The organism is Novosphingobium mangrovisedimenti (assembly GCF_025153475.1).
Taxonomy (GTDB): Bacteria; Pseudomonadota; Alphaproteobacteria; order Sphingomonadales; family Sphingomonadaceae; genus Novosphingobium; species Novosphingobium mangrovi_A.
In genome coordinates this window covers 483,277-502,702 of sequence record NZ_JANZXA010000001.1, presented here as the reverse complement: position 1 = coordinate 502,702, position 19,426 = coordinate 483,277, and the positions used below count along the sequence as shown (strand labels likewise).

Annotated in this window: 21 protein-coding genes and 1 tRNA gene; 8 read left to right on the top strand and 14 right to left on the bottom strand. The window is 63.4% G+C overall.

The annotated features are described in order from the left end of the window. Positions 1 to 2 precede the first annotated feature (2 nt). Entirely contained in the window at positions 3 to 830 is an 828-nt protein-coding gene (locus NZK81_RS02635; protein WP_260043577.1) for a DUF4198 domain-containing protein, read from the top strand. A 7-nt stretch (positions 831 to 837) separates the two neighbouring features. After that, positions 838 to 1,827 (top strand): FAD:protein FMN transferase, encoded by a 990-nt coding sequence (locus tag NZK81_RS02630; RefSeq protein ID WP_260043575.1) that lies wholly within the window; start codon positions 838 to 840, stop codon positions 1,825 to 1,827. 52 nt (positions 1,828 to 1,879) lie between these two features. Here NZK81_RS02630 and NZK81_RS02625 read toward each other — a convergent pair whose 3' ends face one another. The 6 genes from NZK81_RS02625 to NZK81_RS02600 all read right to left on the bottom strand — a co-directional run bounded on the left by NZK81_RS02625 (position 1,880) and on the right by NZK81_RS02600 (position 4,343). After that, positions 1,880 to 2,515, bottom strand: coding sequence for an SCO family protein (locus NZK81_RS02625; RefSeq protein ID WP_260043574.1), 636 nt, complete (start codon positions 2,513 to 2,515; stop codon positions 1,880 to 1,882). Further along, positions 2,502 to 2,981 (bottom strand): copper chaperone PCu(A)C, encoded by a 480-nt coding sequence (locus NZK81_RS02620; RefSeq protein WP_260043573.1) that lies wholly within the window; start codon positions 2,979 to 2,981, stop codon positions 2,502 to 2,504. Before NZK81_RS02620 ends, NZK81_RS02625 begins: the two co-directional genes overlap by 14 nt. After that, complete coding sequence (locus tag NZK81_RS02615; protein WP_260043572.1) at positions 2,978 to 3,172, bottom strand: hypothetical protein; 195 nt, start codon at positions 3,170 to 3,172, stop codon at positions 2,978 to 2,980. The genes NZK81_RS02620 and NZK81_RS02615 overlap by 4 nt, the downstream gene beginning before the upstream one ends. Positions 3,173 to 3,175: 3 nt before the next feature. Next, positions 3,176 to 3,706 carry a DUF2244 domain-containing protein gene (locus NZK81_RS02610; RefSeq protein ID WP_260043571.1) on the bottom strand — a complete coding sequence of 177 codons (531 nt, stop codon included), beginning with the start codon at positions 3,704 to 3,706 and terminating at the stop codon, positions 3,176 to 3,178. 78 nt (positions 3,707 to 3,784) lie between these two features. Beyond that, on the bottom strand, positions 3,785 to 4,192 hold the full coding sequence (locus NZK81_RS02605) for a DUF2946 family protein (protein ID WP_260043570.1): 408 nt from the start codon (positions 4,190 to 4,192) through the stop codon (positions 3,785 to 3,787). A gap of 77 nt (positions 4,193 to 4,269) precedes the next feature. After that, positions 4,270 to 4,343, bottom strand: a tRNA-Gly gene (locus NZK81_RS02600). A 264-nt stretch (positions 4,344 to 4,607) separates the two neighbouring features. Here NZK81_RS02600 and NZK81_RS02595 point away from each other — a divergent pair. Then, the gene (locus NZK81_RS02595) at positions 4,608 to 5,723 is read left to right on the top strand and encodes a VIT1/CCC1 transporter family protein (protein WP_260043569.1); all 1,116 of its coding nucleotides are present in this window, start codon (positions 4,608 to 4,610) and stop codon (positions 5,721 to 5,723) included. Positions 5,724 to 6,171: 448 nt separating this feature from the next. Here the strand turns inward: NZK81_RS02595 and NZK81_RS02590 are convergent, their stop codons facing one another. Further along, positions 6,172 to 8,598, bottom strand: a complete 2,427-nt coding sequence (locus NZK81_RS02590; RefSeq protein ID WP_260043568.1) for a PQQ-dependent dehydrogenase, methanol/ethanol family — start codon at positions 8,596 to 8,598, stop codon at positions 6,172 to 6,174. A gap of 195 nt (positions 8,599 to 8,793) precedes the next feature. Further along, positions 8,794 to 9,021, bottom strand: coding sequence for a DUF2171 domain-containing protein (locus NZK81_RS02585; RefSeq protein WP_260043566.1), 228 nt, complete (start codon positions 9,019 to 9,021; stop codon positions 8,794 to 8,796). Positions 9,022 to 9,171: 150 nt separating this feature from the next. On the opposite strand from NZK81_RS02585, the gene NZK81_RS02580 reads away from it, so the two are divergent. Next, positions 9,172 to 9,594, top strand: coding sequence for a PepSY domain-containing protein (locus tag NZK81_RS02580; protein WP_260043932.1), 423 nt, complete (start codon positions 9,172 to 9,174; stop codon positions 9,592 to 9,594). 105 nt (positions 9,595 to 9,699) lie between these two features. Here NZK81_RS02580 and NZK81_RS02575 read toward each other — a convergent pair whose 3' ends face one another. After that, entirely contained in the window at positions 9,700 to 9,951 is a 252-nt protein-coding gene (locus NZK81_RS02575) for a DUF2171 domain-containing protein (RefSeq protein WP_260043565.1), read from the bottom strand. A 294-nt stretch (positions 9,952 to 10,245) separates the two neighbouring features. Between NZK81_RS02575 and NZK81_RS02570 the strand changes: the two genes are divergently transcribed. Beyond that, complete coding sequence (locus NZK81_RS02570) at positions 10,246 to 11,298, top strand: ribonucleotide-diphosphate reductase subunit beta (RefSeq protein ID WP_260043564.1); 1,053 nt, start codon at positions 10,246 to 10,248, stop codon at positions 11,296 to 11,298. 82 nt (positions 11,299 to 11,380) lie between these two features. On the opposite strand, the gene NZK81_RS02565 is transcribed toward NZK81_RS02570, so the two are convergent. From NZK81_RS02565 to NZK81_RS02545, 5 genes are all read right to left on the bottom strand, one after another. Next, the gene (locus NZK81_RS02565) at positions 11,381 to 12,682 is read right to left on the bottom strand and encodes a UDP-glucose dehydrogenase family protein (RefSeq protein ID WP_260043563.1); all 1,302 of its coding nucleotides are present in this window, start codon (positions 12,680 to 12,682) and stop codon (positions 11,381 to 11,383) included. A gap of 255 nt (positions 12,683 to 12,937) precedes the next feature. Next, on the bottom strand, positions 12,938 to 13,981 hold the full coding sequence (locus tag NZK81_RS02560) for a glycoside hydrolase family 5 protein (RefSeq protein ID WP_260043562.1): 1,044 nt from the start codon (positions 13,979 to 13,981) through the stop codon (positions 12,938 to 12,940). A 244-nt stretch (positions 13,982 to 14,225) separates the two neighbouring features. Further along, a complete protein-coding gene (locus tag NZK81_RS02555; protein ID WP_260043561.1) occupies positions 14,226 to 15,344 on the bottom strand; it encodes a glycosyltransferase family 4 protein in 1,119 nt (372 codons plus the stop codon). A gap of 67 nt (positions 15,345 to 15,411) precedes the next feature. Next, positions 15,412 to 16,614, bottom strand: coding sequence for a beta-ketoacyl-[acyl-carrier-protein] synthase family protein (locus tag NZK81_RS02550; RefSeq protein WP_260043560.1), 1,203 nt, complete (start codon positions 16,612 to 16,614; stop codon positions 15,412 to 15,414). Beyond that, positions 16,611 to 16,868 carry an acyl carrier protein gene (locus NZK81_RS02545; RefSeq protein ID WP_260043558.1) on the bottom strand — a complete coding sequence of 86 codons (258 nt, stop codon included), beginning with the start codon at positions 16,866 to 16,868 and terminating at the stop codon, positions 16,611 to 16,613. The genes NZK81_RS02550 and NZK81_RS02545 overlap by 4 nt, the downstream gene beginning before the upstream one ends. A 495-nt stretch (positions 16,869 to 17,363) precedes the next feature. Between NZK81_RS02545 and NZK81_RS02540 the strand changes: the two genes are divergently transcribed. The 3 genes from NZK81_RS02540 to NZK81_RS02530 are packed head-to-tail and all read left to right on the top strand — an operon-like array spanning position 17,364 to position 19,426. Continuing rightward, the gene (locus tag NZK81_RS02540; protein ID WP_260043929.1) at positions 17,364 to 17,810 is read left to right on the top strand and encodes an acyltransferase; all 447 of its coding nucleotides are present in this window, start codon (positions 17,364 to 17,366) and stop codon (positions 17,808 to 17,810) included. 42 nt (positions 17,811 to 17,852) lie between these two features. Then, positions 17,853 to 18,107: an acyl carrier protein gene (locus tag NZK81_RS02535; protein ID WP_260043556.1), complete on the top strand. Its 255-nt coding sequence runs from the start codon at positions 17,853 to 17,855 to the stop codon at positions 18,105 to 18,107. Next, a complete protein-coding gene (locus NZK81_RS02530; RefSeq protein ID WP_260043554.1) occupies positions 18,104 to 19,426 on the top strand; it encodes an AMP-binding protein in 1,323 nt (440 codons plus the stop codon). The genes NZK81_RS02535 and NZK81_RS02530 overlap by 4 nt, the downstream gene beginning before the upstream one ends.

Here is a 19,426-nt window from a genome sequence, read left to right as displayed (position 1 = left end):
CGATGAAATTGCGCAGCGCGATTTCCGCCATTTCCCTCGCTTTGCCTCTCGCTCTGGCACTGCCGGGTGCGGCCGATGCCCACCGGGCGTGGCTCCTGCCGTCCGAGACGGTCCTTTCGGGCGATGATGCCTGGATCACCGTGGACGGCGCGATTTCCAACGACCTGTTCTATCCCAACCACCATGCGCTGAGCCCCGAGGGCATCGCGGTGGAACGGCCCGATGGCAGCGATGGCGCGATCGAGAATGCGGCCACCGGTCGCTACCGGTCGACTTTCGATGTCCACCTGACCCAGCAGGGCACGTGGAAGATCGGCACTGCACGCACCGGCGCCTTCGGGCGCTACAAGCTCAATGGAGAGGAAAAGCGCCTGCCGCGCGGGGCCGATGCCTCCAGGCTCGACACGTTGATTCCCGCGGGCGCGACCGATGTCCGGATTCGCGAGATGCAATCGCGCAACGAATTCTTCGTGACGCTCGGCGCGCCGACGCAAACGGTGTTCGAACCGCAGGGCACGGGGCTGGAAATGGTCCCTGTGACCCACCCCAACGATCTCGTTTCCGATGAAGACGGCGTGTTCCGCTTTCTCGTCGACGGCAAGCCGGCGGCCGGGATCAAGGTGACTGCCGTCCTTGGCGGGTCGCGATACCGCGATACGCCCGTGCAGCTGAGCGGAACCACCGATGCTGCGGGTGAAGTCCATCTCGCCTGGCCCGAGCCGGGCATGTACTGGCTGGAGGCTGAAATCGAGGACAACCATACCAGCGTACCCGGTGCGACCGAGCGCGGTCTCGGCTACGTGGCGACGCTGGAAGTCCTCGCGCCCTGATCTCCTGATGCGTATCGCCATTCCGCCGCTGGCCGAAACGGATATCGTCAGGCCCGCCGGCGGCGGGACAGCGACGTTCGGCGGGCAGACCATGGGGACGACATGGTCCGTGCGGCTGGTGGCCGATCCGGACGAGGATCTCTCCCCGCTGAAGGCGGCCTGCGAGGACGTGCTGGGCACTATCGTCGGCCAGATGAGCCAGTGGGAGCCGGACTCGCTGCTCAGCCGCTACAATCGCGCCGTCACAGGGAGCTGGCATGCTCTGCCGGGCGACTTCGCGCGGGTCCTTGCCGAGGCGCTCGATGTCGCTGCGCTCACCGACGGCGCCTTCGACCCCACGGTCGGCGCGGCGAGCGAGGCCTGGGGCTTCGGCAGCCGCGCGGTGGCCGGCCTGCCCGATGCGGCTGCCTGCGATGCCATTCGCGGGGCGACGGGGTGGCAGGCGGTGGATTTCGACCGCTTCCGCGCGCGCCTGCGGCAACCGGGCGGGCTCCGGCTCGACTTCAGCGCCATTGCCAAGGGTTATGGGGTGGACCGGCTTGCCGAAACGCTGGCGGCTTATCCGGTGGCCTCGTTTCTGGTCGAGATCGGCGGCGAGTTGCGCGGTGCGGGGCTCAAGCCGGATGGGCAGCCCTGGTGGGTCGATGTCGAGCCCGGCGAGGAAGGTGCAGACAGCCTGTCCCTGCGCGTCGCGCTGTCGGGATGGGCCATCGCGACGAGTGGCCATTCGAGGCGTTTCCACCTGATCGACGGCCAGCGTCTCGGTCATACCATCGACCCGGCCTCGGGCGCGCCGAGCACGAGCGGCATGGAAAGCGTCAGCGTCGTCGAGCGGAGCGCCATGCGCGCCGACGCCCTGGCGACGGCGTTGATGGTCCTTGGCCCGCAAGCCTGCGATTTCGCCCGTGCGCACGGCATAGCCGCCCGCATGCTGCTCGGGACCGGCGCGGACCGGCGCGAGATCGTCTCGCCGTCGCTGCAGCGGATGTTCGAGTGACGGCCGGGCGCACGCACCGCGCGGCCCGGCCTGTCGCCAGGAAAACCGGCCGTCAGTCGAGCATCAGCCGGAGCTTCTCGATGCCGGTCTTTTCCGGTTCGCCATGGCTGATGGTCCCGGCCAGTTTCCCTTTGGCATCGATCAGGAAGACCGCCGCCGTGTGGTCGATGGTATAGTCCCCGCCAGGCTGCGGGACTTGCTTCACGTATACGCCGAAGCCCTGTTCGATCTGTTCGAGTTGCGCCGTGCTGCCGGTCAGGCCGAGTATCGGCGTTTCGAACAGCGACACGTATTCCCCGATGGCCGCAGGCTTGTCGTGCCCGGGATCGACCGAGACGAACACGATCCGGAACCTGTCTCCGTCCGTCCCCAGTGCCTTTCGCATGCGCGCGAGGCTGGCGAGCGTCGTCGGGCATACGTCGGGGCAGCGGGTGAAGCCGAAGTAGATGGCGAACGGCTTGTCCGCGATGTCGGCGCGGGTGACTGCCGAACCGTCCGGCGCCACGAGCGTGAAGTCGCCGCCGAACGCGGGTTCGTCGCCCGGGCCCGCGTCATTGCGGCTGCCTGCCCAGGTGAGGGCGACAAGGATGACGACGATTCCGGCCAGCAGCCAGATCATCCAGCGCAGCGAGCCCGTGCCCGGCGGTGCGTCGTCCGCCGGTTCCAGGTCGAGGTCAGTGTCCGCCATGCCTGCCTCCCGGCCCCATCGCGCCCACCGGTTGCACGGCGAAGTTCACCTTCACCGTACCGGCTCTGGCGAAGCGCAGGGTCACCGGCACGTTCTCGCCACGCTTCAGCGGGTGCTTGAGACCGATGAACATGACATGCAGCGAACCCGGCTTGAGCATGACCGTCTGCCCGGCTGGAACCGCGATGCCGTCGGTCAGCTGCCGCATGCGCATCACGCCGCCGTCCATGCTCATGGTGTGAAGCTGGACTTCACTGGCGACAGGCGAGGCGGCGGAAACGAGGCGGTCGTCGACCGTTCCCGTGTTGGCGATGGTCGCGAAGCCGCCACCGTTCACCTGGCTCGGTGCGGTTTCGCGCGCCCAGGCGTTGGTGACGGATACGGTGGGTGCGGGCTTGCCGGCGGCGGCAAGAGGTGCCGTGCCGAGGCCGGCAAGAAGGCTGATGGAAAGAACGGTACGTTTCATGGCTGGCACTCCGGTGCGATGACAGGGGCGGGTACGGACCCGGCCTGCGTGGTCGTGGTGGCGAGAAGACCGAGGCCGAGCATGGCATCGGCAAGGCGCAGCGCCGCGCAAAGGGCGATCGCCTTCCAGGTGTTGCGGCGGAAGCGGCGCAGGGCGTCGGCTTGTCCGGGGGAAAGGGTGGCAAGGCCCATGGCTTACCTCCCCGGAAGTCGGGCGATCGCGGCCTCGACGATCGGCACGACCGCGCGTTTTTCATCGAGGCTGAGGCATCGGCCGAACTCGATCTGGCGTTTGCCCGAACGCAGGAACAGCCGCAGGTCGCTCGGCGTGCGCTGTTCGGCATTGAGGCGCAGCCAGAACGTGGGCAGCTCGACCATGCGGCCGGCCCGGTCGCGATGCCGCACCAGTAGCTCCGAGAACTCCAGCGTCTCGATCATCGCCTGACCGCGCGCGTGACGGTCCAGCGCGAACGTGAGCGTGGCCATGGCCGCGATCGAGAACAGCGGGACCAGCCACAGGCCCTTGAAGGCGAAGACCAGCGTGGTGCCCATGAACAGGACGGCAAGGGCGGTGATGGCGGCGCGGCCGTCGCGCGAGATCTGCGAACGGTTTTCGCGCATGCGCAGGACCAGCGAGGTGGCCTGGCCTTGCGCGCCGAGGGCGTCCGGCACGGCGTCCGGCGGTGCCCAAGGCCGTTCGTGCGAACGGCGCAGGATTTCATACATGAAGAAAGTACTCCGGCAGGGCCGGCCCACGCTGTGGAAAGCGTGGCGCCGGCCGATCCGACAAACGGGTTCAGTTCGTCAGATGCGTGCCGGCGGGCCGCGCAGGGGCGGCAGGATATAGGCGGCGCGGCGGGGCAGCGCGAAGCGGACGGGCGCAAAGCCCAGCGCGATGATGAACGCGAGAGCCAGCGCCAGCAGCGCGACGTCGGCCCCTGTCATCGAAGCCATCGCCAGCGCGGCATAGGGGCACTCGCCCTTGGCCGGCTTGCCCGGCGCTTCTTCGGCGCCCTTGTTCATCGGGATCGAGAGCTGCCGGGGAGCGGCGTCGCCACTGGCGTCGTGACAGATCGTGATGGTGATCGTGCGCGATGCATCGGCACCAACCATGAAACCCGTGGGCACCGCGAGCTTCAGCAACAGCGCCGCGACGACCAGTACACCGGCCAGTCCGCGATACCGCAGAAAGAAGGCGCGAAGCGATTCCATAGAGAGGCGCCAATAGGCCGATCGGCGAGCTTTGTCATCAACGCAGCCGGGTGACACGAGGGTCTGCAAGCGGGAATTGGAGCGGGTGAAGGGAATCGAACCCTCGTCGTAAGCTTGGGAAGCTTCTGCTCTGCCATTGAGCTACACCCGCATTTCAAGCACTTGGCTTGTTCCATGCGTGCCGTTTCCAGTGCATTTTCCACTGAGGCGGCGGCCTAGTGCCACGACGATGCCAGCGCCGTCAACGTACCTCTTGTGAATTTTGCCAACCCGTTCCTTGCTTCAGCCGGGCCGCTCGCTGATTTAATCAATGGAGCAGGTGGTGAGGAGGGCGTGGGTGGGGCCCGCGGAATCAGATCCAGGGGACTTGCCCGACAGCAGTTGACCTTTGTTTCCGGACGTTGGACGATTGGTCATGGCAACTCCGGACCCCGTGCCTCGTTATCGCGCCAATCTGCGTGGCGAAGTCGATGGCGCGGCGATTTATGAAGCGCTCGCCGCGAACGAAGCCGACCCGAAGTTGGCCGAAGTCTTCCGGCGGCTGGGTGCGATCGAGCGTGCGCACGGGGATTTCTGGCGCAAGCGCCTGGCCGAGGAGGGGGCGTCCTATGCGCCGCAGCCCTCGCTGCGGGCGCGCATCCTGAGCGCGCTGGCGCGGCGTTTCGGGCCAGCTTTCGTCCTGCCTGCGCTGGCCGCAGGCGAGGCGCGTGACAGTGCGGCCTATGACGACCAACCGGAAGCCCGCGCCGCGGGGCTGCCCGCCGACGAACGTTCGCACGCGGTGCTGATGCGCGCGGCCGCCGGCAAGGGCGGCCTGTCCGGGCCGACGCTGGCATTGATCGAAGGGCGCCACCGCGGCGGCGGCAATACGCTGCGTGCCGCCGTGCTGGGCGCGAACGACGGTCTCGTGTCCAACCTGAGCCTCGTGATGGGCGTTGCCGGCGCAGCTACCGACCAGCGTGCGTTGGTGCTCACCGGGCTTGCCGGTCTGGTCGCGGGTGCCTGTTCGATGGCCATGGGCGAATGGCTGTCGGTCACCAGTTCGCGCGAACTCTACCGCAGCCAGATCGAGACCGAGGCGGAAGAGCTGCGCGAAGTGCCCGAGGAGGAGAAGGAGGAACTCGTCCTCATCTATCAGGCCAAGGGGATCGACGAGCCCCAGGCCCGCGCGCTGGCCGAGCGCCTGCTGAGCCAGGAAGACAGCGCGCTGGACACGCTGGCACGCGAAGAACTGGGTATCGATCCGAAGGATCTGGGCGGATCGGCCTGGGGGGCTGCGGGATGGTCCTTCATGCTGTTTTCGGCCGGTGCGATAGTGCCCGTCGTGCCCTTCCTGTTGCTGTCCGGACGAAGCGCCTTCATCGCGAGCATCGTCGCGAGCGGCATCGCGCTTGCGACGATCGGTGCGGGCACGAGCCTCTTTACAGGACGCGGCGCGCTCTTCTCCGCGGCGCGCCAGCTGCTCATCGGCCTTGCCGCCGCAGGCGTCACTTACGGGGCCGGCGCTCTGGTCGGCGCATCGCTGGGCTAGCGCATTGGAAGGAATGCCCGGCGGAAACGCGTGGGTGCCGGGTTGACCTCCTCTCTTCCCAACGCGTCCATCGATACCTCGTTCGCAGATATGACGGTCACGTTGCCCGGGTTTTGAAGGGGTGGCAGAAAATCGGAAATAATAAGTTGTCTTGTGGGGATCATGTGGACGCAGGCATTCGATTTGCTGGGTTCTGCTGAAGTTGAATGCATGCGTACGGAGGTGCGCCGATTTCACGACTTCATGCCTTACAGCAATATTGTGGATGTGCCCGCGAACCATGTGCGAGGGCGGCAGCGGTCCGCTAGGACGGATCGACATTCAGAAGATGGCGAGCCGAAAATGGTGTTTTTACGGGATCCGGAGCGCAGCGTACTTTTAGTACGTGAGCACCGGAAGCGCGGAAAAGCGCCATTTGCAGGCCGTCAGGGCTGAATGTCGATCCGCCCTAGTGCGTTCCGGTTACCGGGAACGTGCCGAACGGGCCGTTGGAGTTTTCGCCTTCGAGTTCGCCGTCCTTCACCGTCAGGTCGTAGGCGACGGTGATCGGCATCGGCATCGAGGCCTTGCCCTTGATCTTGATCCGCCCGTCCTTGAACGCCCCCGCCAGATCGACGCTACCCTGTTCGGCCTTCGCCGTGCCGGTGACGACATTGCCGTCCACCTTGAGCTCGAGCACGGCTTTCTGCGGCCCTATTGGCGACTGGATCACGATGTTCCACTTGCCGGGGAAGTCCTGCGGTCTGGCCGTGCTTGCCCTGGCGGCCTTGAGCTTGTCCATCAGCGCTTTCTTCTCGGCCGGAGCCTGCTGCGCGCGCGTGCGCAGGTAGAAGCGCAGGTTCTCGAGATCCTTGTCGGAGATCTGCGGGAAAGGCGGCATGCCGTTCATCTTGAGCCCGCCTTCCTTCACGATTGCATGGAAGGTCGCGGCGTCGGTGATGACGGGCGAATAGCGCAGGTCCGGCGCGGCACCGCCGCCGACGGCGTTCCAGCCGTGGCAGACGAGGCAGGCATTGCCGGCGAACGCCATGAACCCGGCCTGGCTGCGCGCCGGATCGGGCTTGTAGCCGGGGTCGGCGGGCGGGGTGGGCTCGGTGTACTGGAAGGGCAGCAGCGTGTCCTTGCCATCGAGCGAGAAGGTCAGCACGCGGCGTGGCAGGCGGTAGTCGGTGCGGTAGGGCGCATCGGCGATCGTCTGCATCCCCGCGCCCTGACCGCCCGCGCCGGTGATGACGGTGACGTACTGCCTGCCGTTCATGCGATAGGTGATCGGCGCGCCGACGATCGGGCTGACGGCCTTGAACGACCACAGTTCCTTGCCGGTCTTCGCATCGCGCGCGACGAACTTGCCGTCGATCTGCCCTTCGAAGACGAGGTTGCCCGCGGTCGCCATCACGCCGCCGGGCCAGGCACCGGGCAGCTGGACCTTCCAGACCTCGGTCTGCGTCACCGGGTCCCAGGCCTTGAGGAAGCTGCGGTGGCCTCCGGGCAGGTCGACTTCGGGGATCAGCGTGACGCCCATACCGCGGGCAATCTCGCCGCCGCCGTCCATGCCGTCGCCGATCAGCGCGCCGTTCTCCAGCACCGGGATGTACACGAGGCCGGTGTCAGGGCTGTAGGCTTGCGGCATCCACGAATGCGCGCCCGTCGGCCCGGGCCACATCTCGAACATGCCGGGCTTGCCGTTGTAGCGGATGCCGGGGTTCTCGACCGGGCGGCCCGTCTTCATGTCGATGTGATCGGCCCAGGTGACCTTGGCGATCTTGCCCGGCTGGTTGAGCAGTTCGCCGGTCTCGCGGTCGAGCACGTAGAAGAAGCCGTTCTTCGGTGCCTGCATCAGCACCTTGCGTGCCTTGCCGTCGATCTTGAGCGTGGCGAGGGTCATGTCGGTGGTGGCGGTGCAGTCCCACTGCTCGCCGGGGCAGACCTGATAGTGCCACTTGTATGTGCCGGTATCGGCATCGACCGCGACGATCGAGGCGAGGAACAGGTTGTCGCCTCCGCCGGGGCTGCGCCGGTCGCGGTTGTAGGGAAAGCCGTTGCCGACGCCGAGGTAGATCAGGTTGAGATCGGGATCGTAGCTGAAGGCGTTCCACATGGTGCCGCCGCCGCCGCGCCGGGTGCCGTCCTCGTTCTTCCATCCGCTCGGCCATGTCTTGCGCATGACCGCCTCGGCCTTCTTGTTGGCCGGGGCCACGGCATCGCCGGGGGTGGTGTAGAAGCGCCAGGCCTGCTTGCCGGTCTCCTCGTCATAGGCAGTGACGAAGCCGCGCGCGGGGCTGATGTCCGCGCCGCCGAAGCCGACGATCACCTTGCCGCCGAACACGCGCGGCGCGCCGTTCGAATTGCGCGGGGAATCGTCGGGATAGTCGTAGGTCTTCCAGGCTTCCTGGCCGGTTTCGGCATCAAGCGAGACGACGTAGCCATCGGTGGTGGCGAGGAAGACGTGCCCCTTGTCGTAGGCGATGCCCTTGTTGCCCCACGACATCTGCAGCGCCGAAGTCGCGCGCTCGCGCGTGCCGCCGTCGTATTCCCACAGCAGCTTGCCGGTCTCGGCATCGAAGGCGCGGATGTGCGAGTGGCCGCTGGTGATGAACACCTTGCCCTCGGCCATCAGCGGGGTGGTGGGGGAATAGCCGGGCTCCAGGTCGAAATGCCAGGCGAGCCTGAGGCCCGCGACATTGTCCGCATCGATCTGGTCGAGCGGGGAATAGTGGGTTTCGGAGCCGGTGCGGCCCCAGCTCGGCCATTCGTCGGGATCGGCCGTCATCAGCTTGGTGACGGGCTGCGCGGGGCGGTCGCAGGCTGAAAGCGCCAACGGGCCCGTTATCGCCAGAGCCGTTGCCATCGCGAGCTTTCCGTATCCTGCCTTCACGCCCATTTCTCCCTTCGGCCTTGTTGGTGCCCGACCTATCAGCACCCCGTGCGGAAGGAAATAGATGTCATCCACTGTGTATCATAACTTCGCGGAGATGATCCCCGGCCATGCAGGCACAGGCAAAATGCCCGGACGTCGCAACAGTGAGGCCCGGCCCGTTGTCAGGGGCTGGCATGCGGCTGGCGCAGCGCGTCAGGGCGCGCCGGCGCCCATCGGGATTGGCGTGCCCTGTTTCAGGTAGATGCGGTTTCCCTCGACCTTCTCGACGTTTTGCAGCGAGATGTAGTGATAGGTGCCGTCCGAACTGTCCGCACGAGTCAGCTTGAGATGATCGCGGCTGATGCCGTCGACCGTGCCGACGTGCGTGCCGGTATCGGTGGTGACTTCCATGTCGTGGCGGATATGGAACTTTTCCAGCATGAGAAGGCCTCCTTTCCCTCTTGCCCGATGCGATACCGATTCAACGCCGTCCGGCGGCCAATCGTTCCCGCGCCGCGTTGATCCCGATCATACCAACTGCGACAATTTGCTGCTTGAGAATGCGGGACAAATCCGCTTGCATAACTTGCAATTACTCGGCCCTCACAACAGGATTCTTCCATGCGTAAATGGCACCGATGGATTTCGGTATTTTTTGGCGTTTTCATGCTCTGGATTGCGGTGACAGGCGTGCTTAGCCAGGTTGCGGTGCTGTGGCCTGCCGGCGCTCCCGATCCGGCTGCACAGGCCGCCGCCACGCCGCCGCCGGGCTTCGCGTGCCCCGAGGGCTGGCGTTGCACGCCGCCGCGTGCCGATGCTACCGGCATCCGCTCGATGGTGGGCCTGTTCCATCATCTCCACTCCGGCGAGACGTTCGGAACGGTCGGCACGGTGATCTCGGTTCTTTCGGGGCTCGCGCTGGTCTTCTTTTCGATCTCGGGGATCTGGCTCTACGTGCAGATGTGGAGCTTCCGCAAGGGTCGCAAGCTCTCCCCGCGCTGGTTCTGGAAGTAAGGCTTCCGGCCGGAGATCGCGCCGCCATCCGCGCCTCTGCCCGGTCTTTCCCGGAGTGCAATTCCGGGAAGAGGCAGGGTGAGCGCGCGGACCATGCCTGCCTGCCTAGGGCTGTCCACCCAGCCCGAAGGTCGCGTCGCCGCGTGTGGAAAGCAGCACGCCTTCCTCGCTGACGCCGTCGATCTGGGTAAGCGAAATGAAGTCGTCGCCGCTGCCGCCTTCCAGCTTCACGGCGTCGTGATCGATGCTGGCGACCGTGCCCAGGCACGAACCGTCCGGCGCGATCACTTTCATGCCCTTGCGGATCGTTCCGACCACGGTCGTCCAGACCTGTTCGCCCGATTGCATCTGACTCATCGTCCGTCCTCCATTCGCTTGCGCCTCCATGGGGGAAACCCGCGGCATGCCTGCCCGGTTCCGGGCGGTTCGGCTGTTATATTGCCTACAAGCGCTTGCGTCCCCATATCCGTTGACCCGCAAGATATATGCAAACGTGACTGTGGATCGTTGCGCCAGATCACTCCTCTTGCGGCTAAATTTAGGTATCGTGAGATTTCGTGCTCCGGCCTGAGGGGCGCGTCGAAATTTCCCCGCCCGGCGCGCAGGAAGCGCCGGGAAACGAAGCCGAATCGCACACCGGAGTAGTCGCTCATGTCGCTGTTGGAAGCCCGCAAGACCTACAAGCCCTTCGAATACCCCTGGGCCTACGACTTCTGGAAGCGCCAGCAGCAGGTTCACTGGCTGCCCGAGGAAGTGCCGCTGGGGGAGGATTGCCGCGACTGGGCGCAGAAGATTTCGGAGCACGAGCGCAACCTGCTGACGCAGATCTTCCGTTTCTTCACGCAGGCCGACGTGGAAGTGCAGGACTGCTACCACGAGAAGTACGCGCGCGTCTTCAAGCCGACCGAGATCAAAATGATGCTCACCGCCTTCTCCAACATGGAGACGGTGCACATCGCGGCCTACTCGCACCTGCTCGACACCATCGGCATGCCCGAGAGCGAATATGGCGCCTTCCTCGAATACGAGGAACTGAAGGCGAAGCATGACTACATGCACACCTTCGGCGTCGACAGCGACGAGGATATTGCCCGCACGCTCGCTATGTTCGGCGGCTTCACCGAGGGGCTGCAGCTCTTCGCCAGCTTCGCGATGCTGATGAATTTCCCGCGCTTCAACAAGATGAAGGGCATGGGCCAGATCGTCACCTGGTCGATCCGCGACGAATCGCTGCACTGCGAAGGCATCACCAAGCTGTTCCACACCTTCGTGAAGGAACGCGGCTGCCTGACCAAGGCGGTGAAGGAAGACATTATCGACTGTTGCCAGAAGACGGTGCGGCTGGAGGACAACTTCATCGACCTCGCCTTCGAGATGGGCCCGGTGCCCGGCATGAGCGCCAAGGACATCAAGAAGTACATCCGCTACATCGCCGACTGGCGCTTGGGCCAGCTCGGCCTGCCGGCGATCTACATGGCGGACGAGCACCCGCTCCCCTGGCTGACCCCGCTGCTCAACGGTGTGGAGCACGCCAACTTCTTCGAGACCCGCGCCACCGAATACTCGAAGGGCGCGACCCGCGGCGACTGGAACACCGTGTGGGCCAACTTCGACCAGCGTCGCAAGGCAAAGGCGAACGACACGGACGAGACCGACGACGGCAGCGAGCCGGATATGTTCGGCGGGACGCAGGCGGCGGAGTGAGGCCGGGCCTCATTCCCAATCAGTAGTCTCAGTGTTGCCCTCCTGTTCGCAGCGAGGGTAACGCTCTGAATCTACAGGCGAACTACCGGCCGACGGCCGTATACTGGAAGCCCAGGTTCTCGACCTCCTCGCGCGGGTAGATATTGCGCAGGTCGACGATCACCGGCGCCTTGAGAAGGGCCTTGATGCGGGTCAGGTCGAGTGCGCGGAATGCATCCCATTCGGTCACGATTACCAGTGCATCAGCCCCCTCGATCGCCTCGTAGGCACCGGCACAGTAAGTGACGTCGTCCAGCATGAGCCTGGCCTGCTCCATGCCTTCCGGGTCGTAGGCGCGGATGCGGCCGCCGCCATCCTGTATCGTGCGGATGATCGCGATCGCCGGCGAATCGCGCATGTCGTCGGTGTTGGGCTTGAACGTCAGCCCCAGCACCGCGATCGTCTTGCCGTGGACGTCGCCACCGCAGGCGGCGATCACCTTGCGGCCCATCGCGCGCTTGCGGTTGTCGTTGGACGTCACGACCGTTTCCACGATCCGCTGCGGCGCGTTGTAGTCCTCGCTGGTCTTCAGCAGCGCCAGCGTATCCTTGGGAAAGCAGCTTCCGCCGAAGCCGGGACCGGCGTGGAGGAACTTGGGACCGATGCGGTTGTCCAGCCCGATGCCGCGCGAAACGTCCTGGACGTTCGCGCCGACCTTCTCGCACAAGTCGGCGATCTCGTTGATGAAGGTGATCTTCACCGCGAGAAAGGCGTTGGCGGCATATTTCGTGAGTTCGGCCCCGCGCCGGCTCATGCGCACCAGTGGAGACTTGTTGAGGTAGAGCGGCCGGTAGACTTCCTCCAGCACCTTGGCGGCACGCTCTTCCTCCACGCCGATCACGATGCGGTCGGGGCGCTTGAAATCGTCGATCGCGGCGCCTTCGCGCAGGAACTCCGGATTGGATGCCACCGCGAAGTCCGCTTCGGGATTGGCCGCGCGGATGATGCGTTCCACTTCGTCTCCGGTGCCCACGGGTACGGTGGACTTGTCAACCACGACCACGAACCCGTCGATGTACCGCGCAAGCTCGCCGGCCGCACCATAGACATACTGCAGGTCGGCATGCCCGTCGCCGCGGCGCGACGGCGTGCCGACCGCAATGAACACGATCCGCGCACCCTTCATGGCCTCGCCGAGATCGGTCGTGAACGAGAGCCGTCCGGCGGCGACATTCTTGGCGACGAGGTCTTCGAGGCCGGGCTCGAAAATGGGCATCTTGCCAGCCTTCAGCGCCTCGATCTTCTTCGGGTCCTTGTCGACGCAGACCACATCGTGTCCGAAGTCCGCAAAGCAGGTGCCCGAAACCAGCCCTACATAACCCGAGCCGATGATTGCGATCTGCATGTTGCCAGCGTTCCCCCGAGGAATGAGCCTGTCGATCGGGCATTGCTTTGCATCATTCCCCATCTACTGCAAATGCGAAATGGGTTATGCTGCGGTTGCGAAACAAGAATGCCCGCAGTCATCCGGGCACAGGTGTCGGATGACTGTTTTTGTCACGAAAGTGACTGGTTTGGGGACAACGAGGAGGCCGTTGCCAGTAGTCCTCGACACGGAAATCGGCACTGTGCGATTCGGGCCGGCGGAGACGTTATCGGTTCATTTGGTCGTGGTGGTCGCGATCAGGTCCGTGATCTCGGTAATCCAGCCGGAACTGTCGCGCAGCTGGAACGTGTTCACATAGGACCAGGCGCAGCTCTGTATTCCGATCGATGCAAAGGCGTGGCTGACCGCGCCGTAATACGTGGCCCGCTGGTCCAGCGGAATGTCCTCGTAGGCGCCATATTCGCCGATGAACGGCACCCGGCCGGTCCGCGTGTAGTAATCGGTGACCAGATTCAGGTCCGCGCTGAGATTGGCGTAGTCCGTGTCGCTGCCGAAGGTCACGCCGACGGGCGGCGTCGGCGTTATGAATGTCGCGCCCTGGTGGGTGAACTCGAACGGATCGTAATAGTGGAACGTCGGCACGACATAGGGGTCGTTGGGCATTTTCAGCGTTGCCAGCGACTGGATGTTGGACGTGAGGCCGCCGCCGATGATTACGGAGCGGGTTACATTGGTTTCGCGGATGGCGGACAGGGCCGGATTGTAGAAATTGAGCAGGTTGCTGTTGGTCAGCACGTTCTTCGGCTCGTTCAGCAATTCGAACCAGACGGTGTCGGGCGCGTTCCGGAACGTGGTGGCGATCTGCCGCCACATGGAGACGAAACGGTCCAGCTGCCCCGTCGGATCATCGTTCATCTCGTCATAGTGATGCATGTCGATGATGACGTTCAGACCCGCGTTGGTCGCGGTCGTCACGACATGTTGCACGCGGCTCATGAACGCGGAATCGATCGTGTAGGGCGCCGTGGTCGCGGCATGTCCAGAGAAACGGATCGGGATGCGGACCGTGTCGAACCCGCCGGCCTTGATGAACGGAAAATCGGAATCGGCGATCTTGCGTCCCAGGTCGCCTTCGTTGGGTGCCTCGAGCTGGTTGCCCATGTTGACGCATTTGCCCAGCGGAAGCCTCGGGCCCACCGATGCAGTCAGCGCAGCGATGGGCGTGTAGGGGAAGCTCTGGGTTGGCGTCGGCGTCGGGGTGGGAGTTGGCGTCGCCGTGGGTGTCGGCGTCGGGGTGGAAGTCGGCGTCGATGACACGGGAGTGCCACCGGAGCCATCGCCGCAGCCAGCAAGCAGTAACAGTGCCGCTAGCGGTCGCAAAAGCTCATTGCGCATTCCTGGACGTCTCCACCTTCTGTCAGTTTACCGATGCAACGCGGACTGTGGCGTCATCGGGCGCCGGGGTCCAGTGCCTGCTTGCGCGAATGGGGGGCGATGCCCGCCTCGTGCGTTGGCCGGAGGCTGCAGGTGGCGATTTGTCTCCGTTCGCGGGGCCCGCCGGTCAATGGCCCGAGACGGCCTCGTTGATCGCCGTCTCGACCGACTGCCCCCACTGGGTCCAGTTCAGCCGCTCCTCGAAATCCTTGCGGGCTGCGTGGCACATGGCCCGGTAGCGGCCGGGATCCGACCACAAGGCAAGAATGCGATCCGCATAGGCCTTTGGAGAGGCATCGAAGGGCAGGATCAGGCCGGTCTCGTTGTCGCGCACGATCGTCGGCACGCCGCCGGTCTCGGTCCCGATCGAAGGCCGGCCGAAGGCGGCAGCCTCGCAATAGACGATTCCGTAGGCTTCCTGGCGGCTTGGCATGAGCAGGAAATGCGCATTCTGATACAGGTCGATGAAGGTGCGGTAGGCAGCCGGGTCGGTCTTGTCGATCGCGCCGTGCACGATCACGTTTTCCAGCCCGAGCGCAGCCTTGGGGCGCGATCCGATGATGTGCAGCTCGACATTGCCGTCCGTCCGGCCATGCAGTTCACGCCAGATGTCGAGCACCAGCGGGCCGCCCTTGCGTTCCCAGGCGTAGCCGACGAAGATCAGGCGGAGCGGACCGTCCAGCGGGGGCTCCGCGAAGGTCGGGACGCTGTCGATGTTGGCCCCCATCGGCACGACGCGGACCTTCTCGTGCGGAAGGTCGTAGCGTTCCATTGCGTCCTGCGCCGCCCATGACGAGGCCAGCAGGACGCGGTCGGTGCGCTTGAGGAGTTCCCTTTGCAGCTTGTTGCCCTGCCGCCGCGTGCGCTCGGTATAGCTGTGGTACTTGAGGTAGTAGTCCACGACCGTGCCGAAGAGCGCATCGGACGCGTAGACCATCGGCCACTTGGGATCGATGAGCGCAAGCTTGTGGGCGGCGGCGACGCCCACCACCACATCGGGCTGGATCTGTTCGAGCGCGGCATTGATGGCGCGGCGATAGAGCTGCGAAACGAGCGGATTGCGCCGGACATTGACGCGGAAGCGCTCGGCGGCCGCCAGCGTTTCAATGGCCCGGTCCAGACGGGGCGTGTCGATTACATGCGTGTCGGGAAAGCGTTCCCGCAGCGCCCTGAGCGAATACCAGGGAATGCCGCTCCACGACCGACGGGACGAAGGTGTCGCTACTGAAACGTAGGCTACCCGCACAGGCACCCCACAAGGCTGGCATCAGGGTTGGCCGACTGGCCGGCGTGTTCCCCCTTGCACATGGCGATCAGGCCCGGCCCATCAGCAAGACGGCGTTCAGGCCGCCGAATGCGAAGGAATTGGAGAGGGCGGCCGAGAATTCCTGCTTGCGGGCGCCTTCGGGAATCATGTCGATGCCAAGCGCGGTATCGGGCTCGGTGCAGTGGGCGGTGGGCGGCATGACCTGTTCGTGCAAGGCCATGGCGGTCAGCAGCGCTTCCATCGCGCCGGTGGCGCCAAGGCTGTGCCCCAGCACGCCCTTGGTCGAGGAAACCGGAGGTGGGGCGCCTTCGAAGACCGCGCGGATCGCGGCGCTTTCGACGGCGTCGTTCATCGCCGTTCCGGTGCCGTGGGCGTTGACGTAGCCCACCTGGCCGGGTGTCAGGCCCGCGTCCCTGATCGCCATGGCCATCGCCAGTTCCACGTATTCAGGATCCGGAGATGTGAGGTCGCCTGCGTCCGAGTTCGTGCCGAAGCCGAGAACCTCGGCATATATCCTGGCGCCGCGCTCGACGGCATGGTCCCATTCCTCCAACACGAGCATGGCGCCGCCCTCGCCCAGGACAAGGCCGCTGCGGTTCTTCGAAAATGGCCGGCAGGTGTCGTTCGACAGGACGCGCAGGGCCTCCCATGCGACAAGGTTGCCCGTGGTCATGCACGCTTCCGAACCACCCGCGAAGGCCATTCGGCTCACGCCCGAACGGATGAGGGCAAAGGCCTGGCCGATAGCGTGCGTGCCTGAGGCGCAAGCGCTGCTTACGGCATAGGCCATGCCATGCAGTCCCAGGTTCATCGAAACCTGGCTGGCGGCGGCGCTGCACATCAGCCGCGGCACGGTGAAGGGGTGGATGCGGCGCGAATTCTCGCCGTAGACCCGCCAGAACGAGTTATCGAACGTTTCCAGGCCGCCGCCACCGGTGCCCACGATGGCCGGAGCCATGCGCACCGCGTCGGATTCCGGATCGATACCGCAGTCAGCCAGTGCTTCGCGGGCCGCGACCACGGCGAACTGTGAAAAGCGGTCCAGCGGCGTGATCTGCTTTGTCGTGAAGTAATTTGCGGGATCGAAAGCCTTTACCTGAGCAGCCACGGGGCAGGTTACAAGGTCCTGTCGTTCGATCTGCAACGGACCGATCGCGCTGCGCCCCTCTTTCACCGCATCCCAGGTTGACGGCGCGTCGAGCCCTGTCGGCGAAACCGCGCCGAGACCGGTTATAGCTACGCGTTTCACTTGGTGGCCTTTTTCGCCAGTTCTTCCTCGACAGCCTTGACGATGTCGCCAACCGTGATGAGGTCCTGAGCCGCGCTCTCGTTGGCGTTGAAATTGATGTCGATATCAAATTCTTCCTCGACCGCGAACACCGTCTCGATGACATCCAGCGATTCGAAGCCGGCCTCAATCAGGTTGGTATCCGCTGTGAATTCGGCTGCGTCGCGACCAAGTTGCGTCGCAACGATTTCCCTCACCCTATCAAGCGTAGACATTGGCCCCCGGCTCCTCGATGCACTGCCCAGATTGTGCATTTGCAGCAAAACTCTAAAGGATTATTCAATCCCGTCCAGCCACGTTATGCCAGTTAACCAGTACCGTGACCCCCAAGATTGCACTTGTTCCAATATCATACAACCGATCTGGGCCGTTGACTCCGGAAAAATCGATGTAGAGGTGGTGTCATGGAAATTGCGCGGCGCCGGTGCATGTGTGCGGTCAGGGTTGTGCGCAAGCGAAAGGTTGAACGATGCCGGGCCTGAACAAGTCTAAGTTGCTGTGCAGGGGCAGCTGCCCATCGTCTGTTCCAGTGATCTGCTGCCCGGATACGAGCCCATCTTCAGGCCCTTGCAGTGCGGGCGCAGCCAGACAACTCCGTTGACACGGAACGAGCGATATTGGATGTCCGATTGAGATCTCTCCTGATCAGATTGACCTAAATTTGAGGCAGAAATTGGATGGCGCGAATCAGGAAAACTCCCTTGACCCGGATGCGAACATTTCTGCACCGCAATGGAATTGGCCTCGTCAGAAATTATTATAACAAAGTTTGGGGAACTCAAATCGGAGAAGGGACGCGCATTTCGCTGTCCGCAAAGATTGATCTCACCAATCCAAAAGGTGTAATAATTGGGAAGTATACGGCGCTGGCTTTTGGTTCCAGTGTTCTTACTCATGATTTTATTCATTCGAAGCATGTTGTCACAAAAATCGGTGATTATTGTTTCATCGGTGCTCGTGCTATCATTATGCCGGGCGTGACGGTTGGCGATCATTGCATTGTGGCGTCCGGGGCGGTTGTGATGAAAGACGTGCCGCCCAATTCTGTCGTAATGGGGAACCCCGGTCGGGTGATGGAGCGGGGGATCATGACGGGCGATCATGGCCGGCGCATCCATGTCGCGGAATCGGTCGAGCCGAGTGCGATTGCTCCGTAATTCAAACGCTACAGAATTTGCAGTATTTTGGAGAACATTTTGATGAGTGGCTTGCGCGATAGAATTATTTCTACTTTTGAAGAGTTGTGGGCTGAGGATCATACGGATCCTGCGCCTGAACTCAAAGACGACACAGTGCTACTCGAAACCGGCATCGACAGCATGGGCTTTGCTGTTTTTGTCACGATGCTGGATGACGAACTGGGATTTGATCCCTTTGCCATGGATTCCGAGGCCGTCTATCCGGTTAGTTTTGGTGAGTTCGTCGCTTTCTATGAAAAGCATGCGCCTGCATGATCGGATTGAGGGAGCTGGTCATTCGCTCGGGCTATGGGCCGGACGAGGAAATATTGAAGGCCCCCGAGGGTGCGGCAACAGTTGAGCAGCTCCTTGGTTTGGCGAAGGACCTGCCTGCAAGATACGTTGGATCTTCGGTTGCGCTGAAATTGGCCAGCCCGTTTCAGTTCGTAAAGGCGTTATTTTACCTGGACGGTCGAGCAAGTAATATCCTGCTGCTCGCAAGTGATTTGAAATCGGAAATTGTCGAGACGCTTATTGAAGCGGCGCCAGGGACTGAATTAATCGATGATATGTCGCTGGTTGGCGAAAATTGCGCCGATTCCTCACACCTTTCCAAGGAGGGGATGGCGCCTTCGACATGGTGCCTGTCGACCTCCGGCACCACTGGCGTACCAAAGATTGTAAGGCATCAGTTTCCCAACCTGATTAGATCAGTCAAGCTGCCGAAAGCGGGGCAGGAGCGCCCGGTATGGGGCTTGCTCTACGAGCCGAGCAGGTTCGCCGGACTGCAGGTAGTGCTTCAGGCGTTCGGCGGAGGAGGGATTCTGGTGCTCACAGATCCTGAAGCCGATTTGCAGAGCCGCCTCGAATTTCTTGCCAGGCATGGCTGTACCCATCTTTCCGCGACGCCGTCTCTTTGGCGGAAGATTTTGATGCTCCCCCATTCTCATGACCTGGACTTGCGGCAGATAACGCTTGGCGGCGAGATCGCTGACCAGCGTGTGCTGGACGGTCTGCGGCAGCGTTTTCCCAACGCACGATTGACCCATATATTTGCATCGACTGAAATCGGGGTCGGTTTTTCCGTTGTGGATGGCCGCGCCGGATTTCCGGCCTCGTATCTTTCCAAATCATTGAGCGGCCTTCGACTGAAGGTCAAAGAGGGTGTGCTTTGGGCTTGTCCGCCCGATGGAATGCCCAGGACCGTCGCCAATCATATCCAGGCGGATGACGAGGGCTATATTTGCACGGAAGACCGTGTCGAAGTGAGCGGCGATCGGGTTCTTTTCCTGGGGCGTCAGGCGAGCCAGGTGAATATCGGCGGCATAAAACTTCAACTCGAGGAACTTGAACGACAGCTTCGCGATCACCCCGATATCGCGGAGTGCGCGTTGTCTGCAATTCCGAACCCCATCGTTGGAAATATTCTGGTGCTGGATGTCGTTCCAAACATGCCTGTCGAAGACGAGGGAGCCTTCAAGCGGTCTTTGAAGAAATGGTGCCGGACACATTTTCAACCCGAAGCCGTGCCTGCAAAAGTAATGATCGTATCTAGCCTTGCGCTAGCATCTTCCGGTAAGGTTCGGAGACACTAA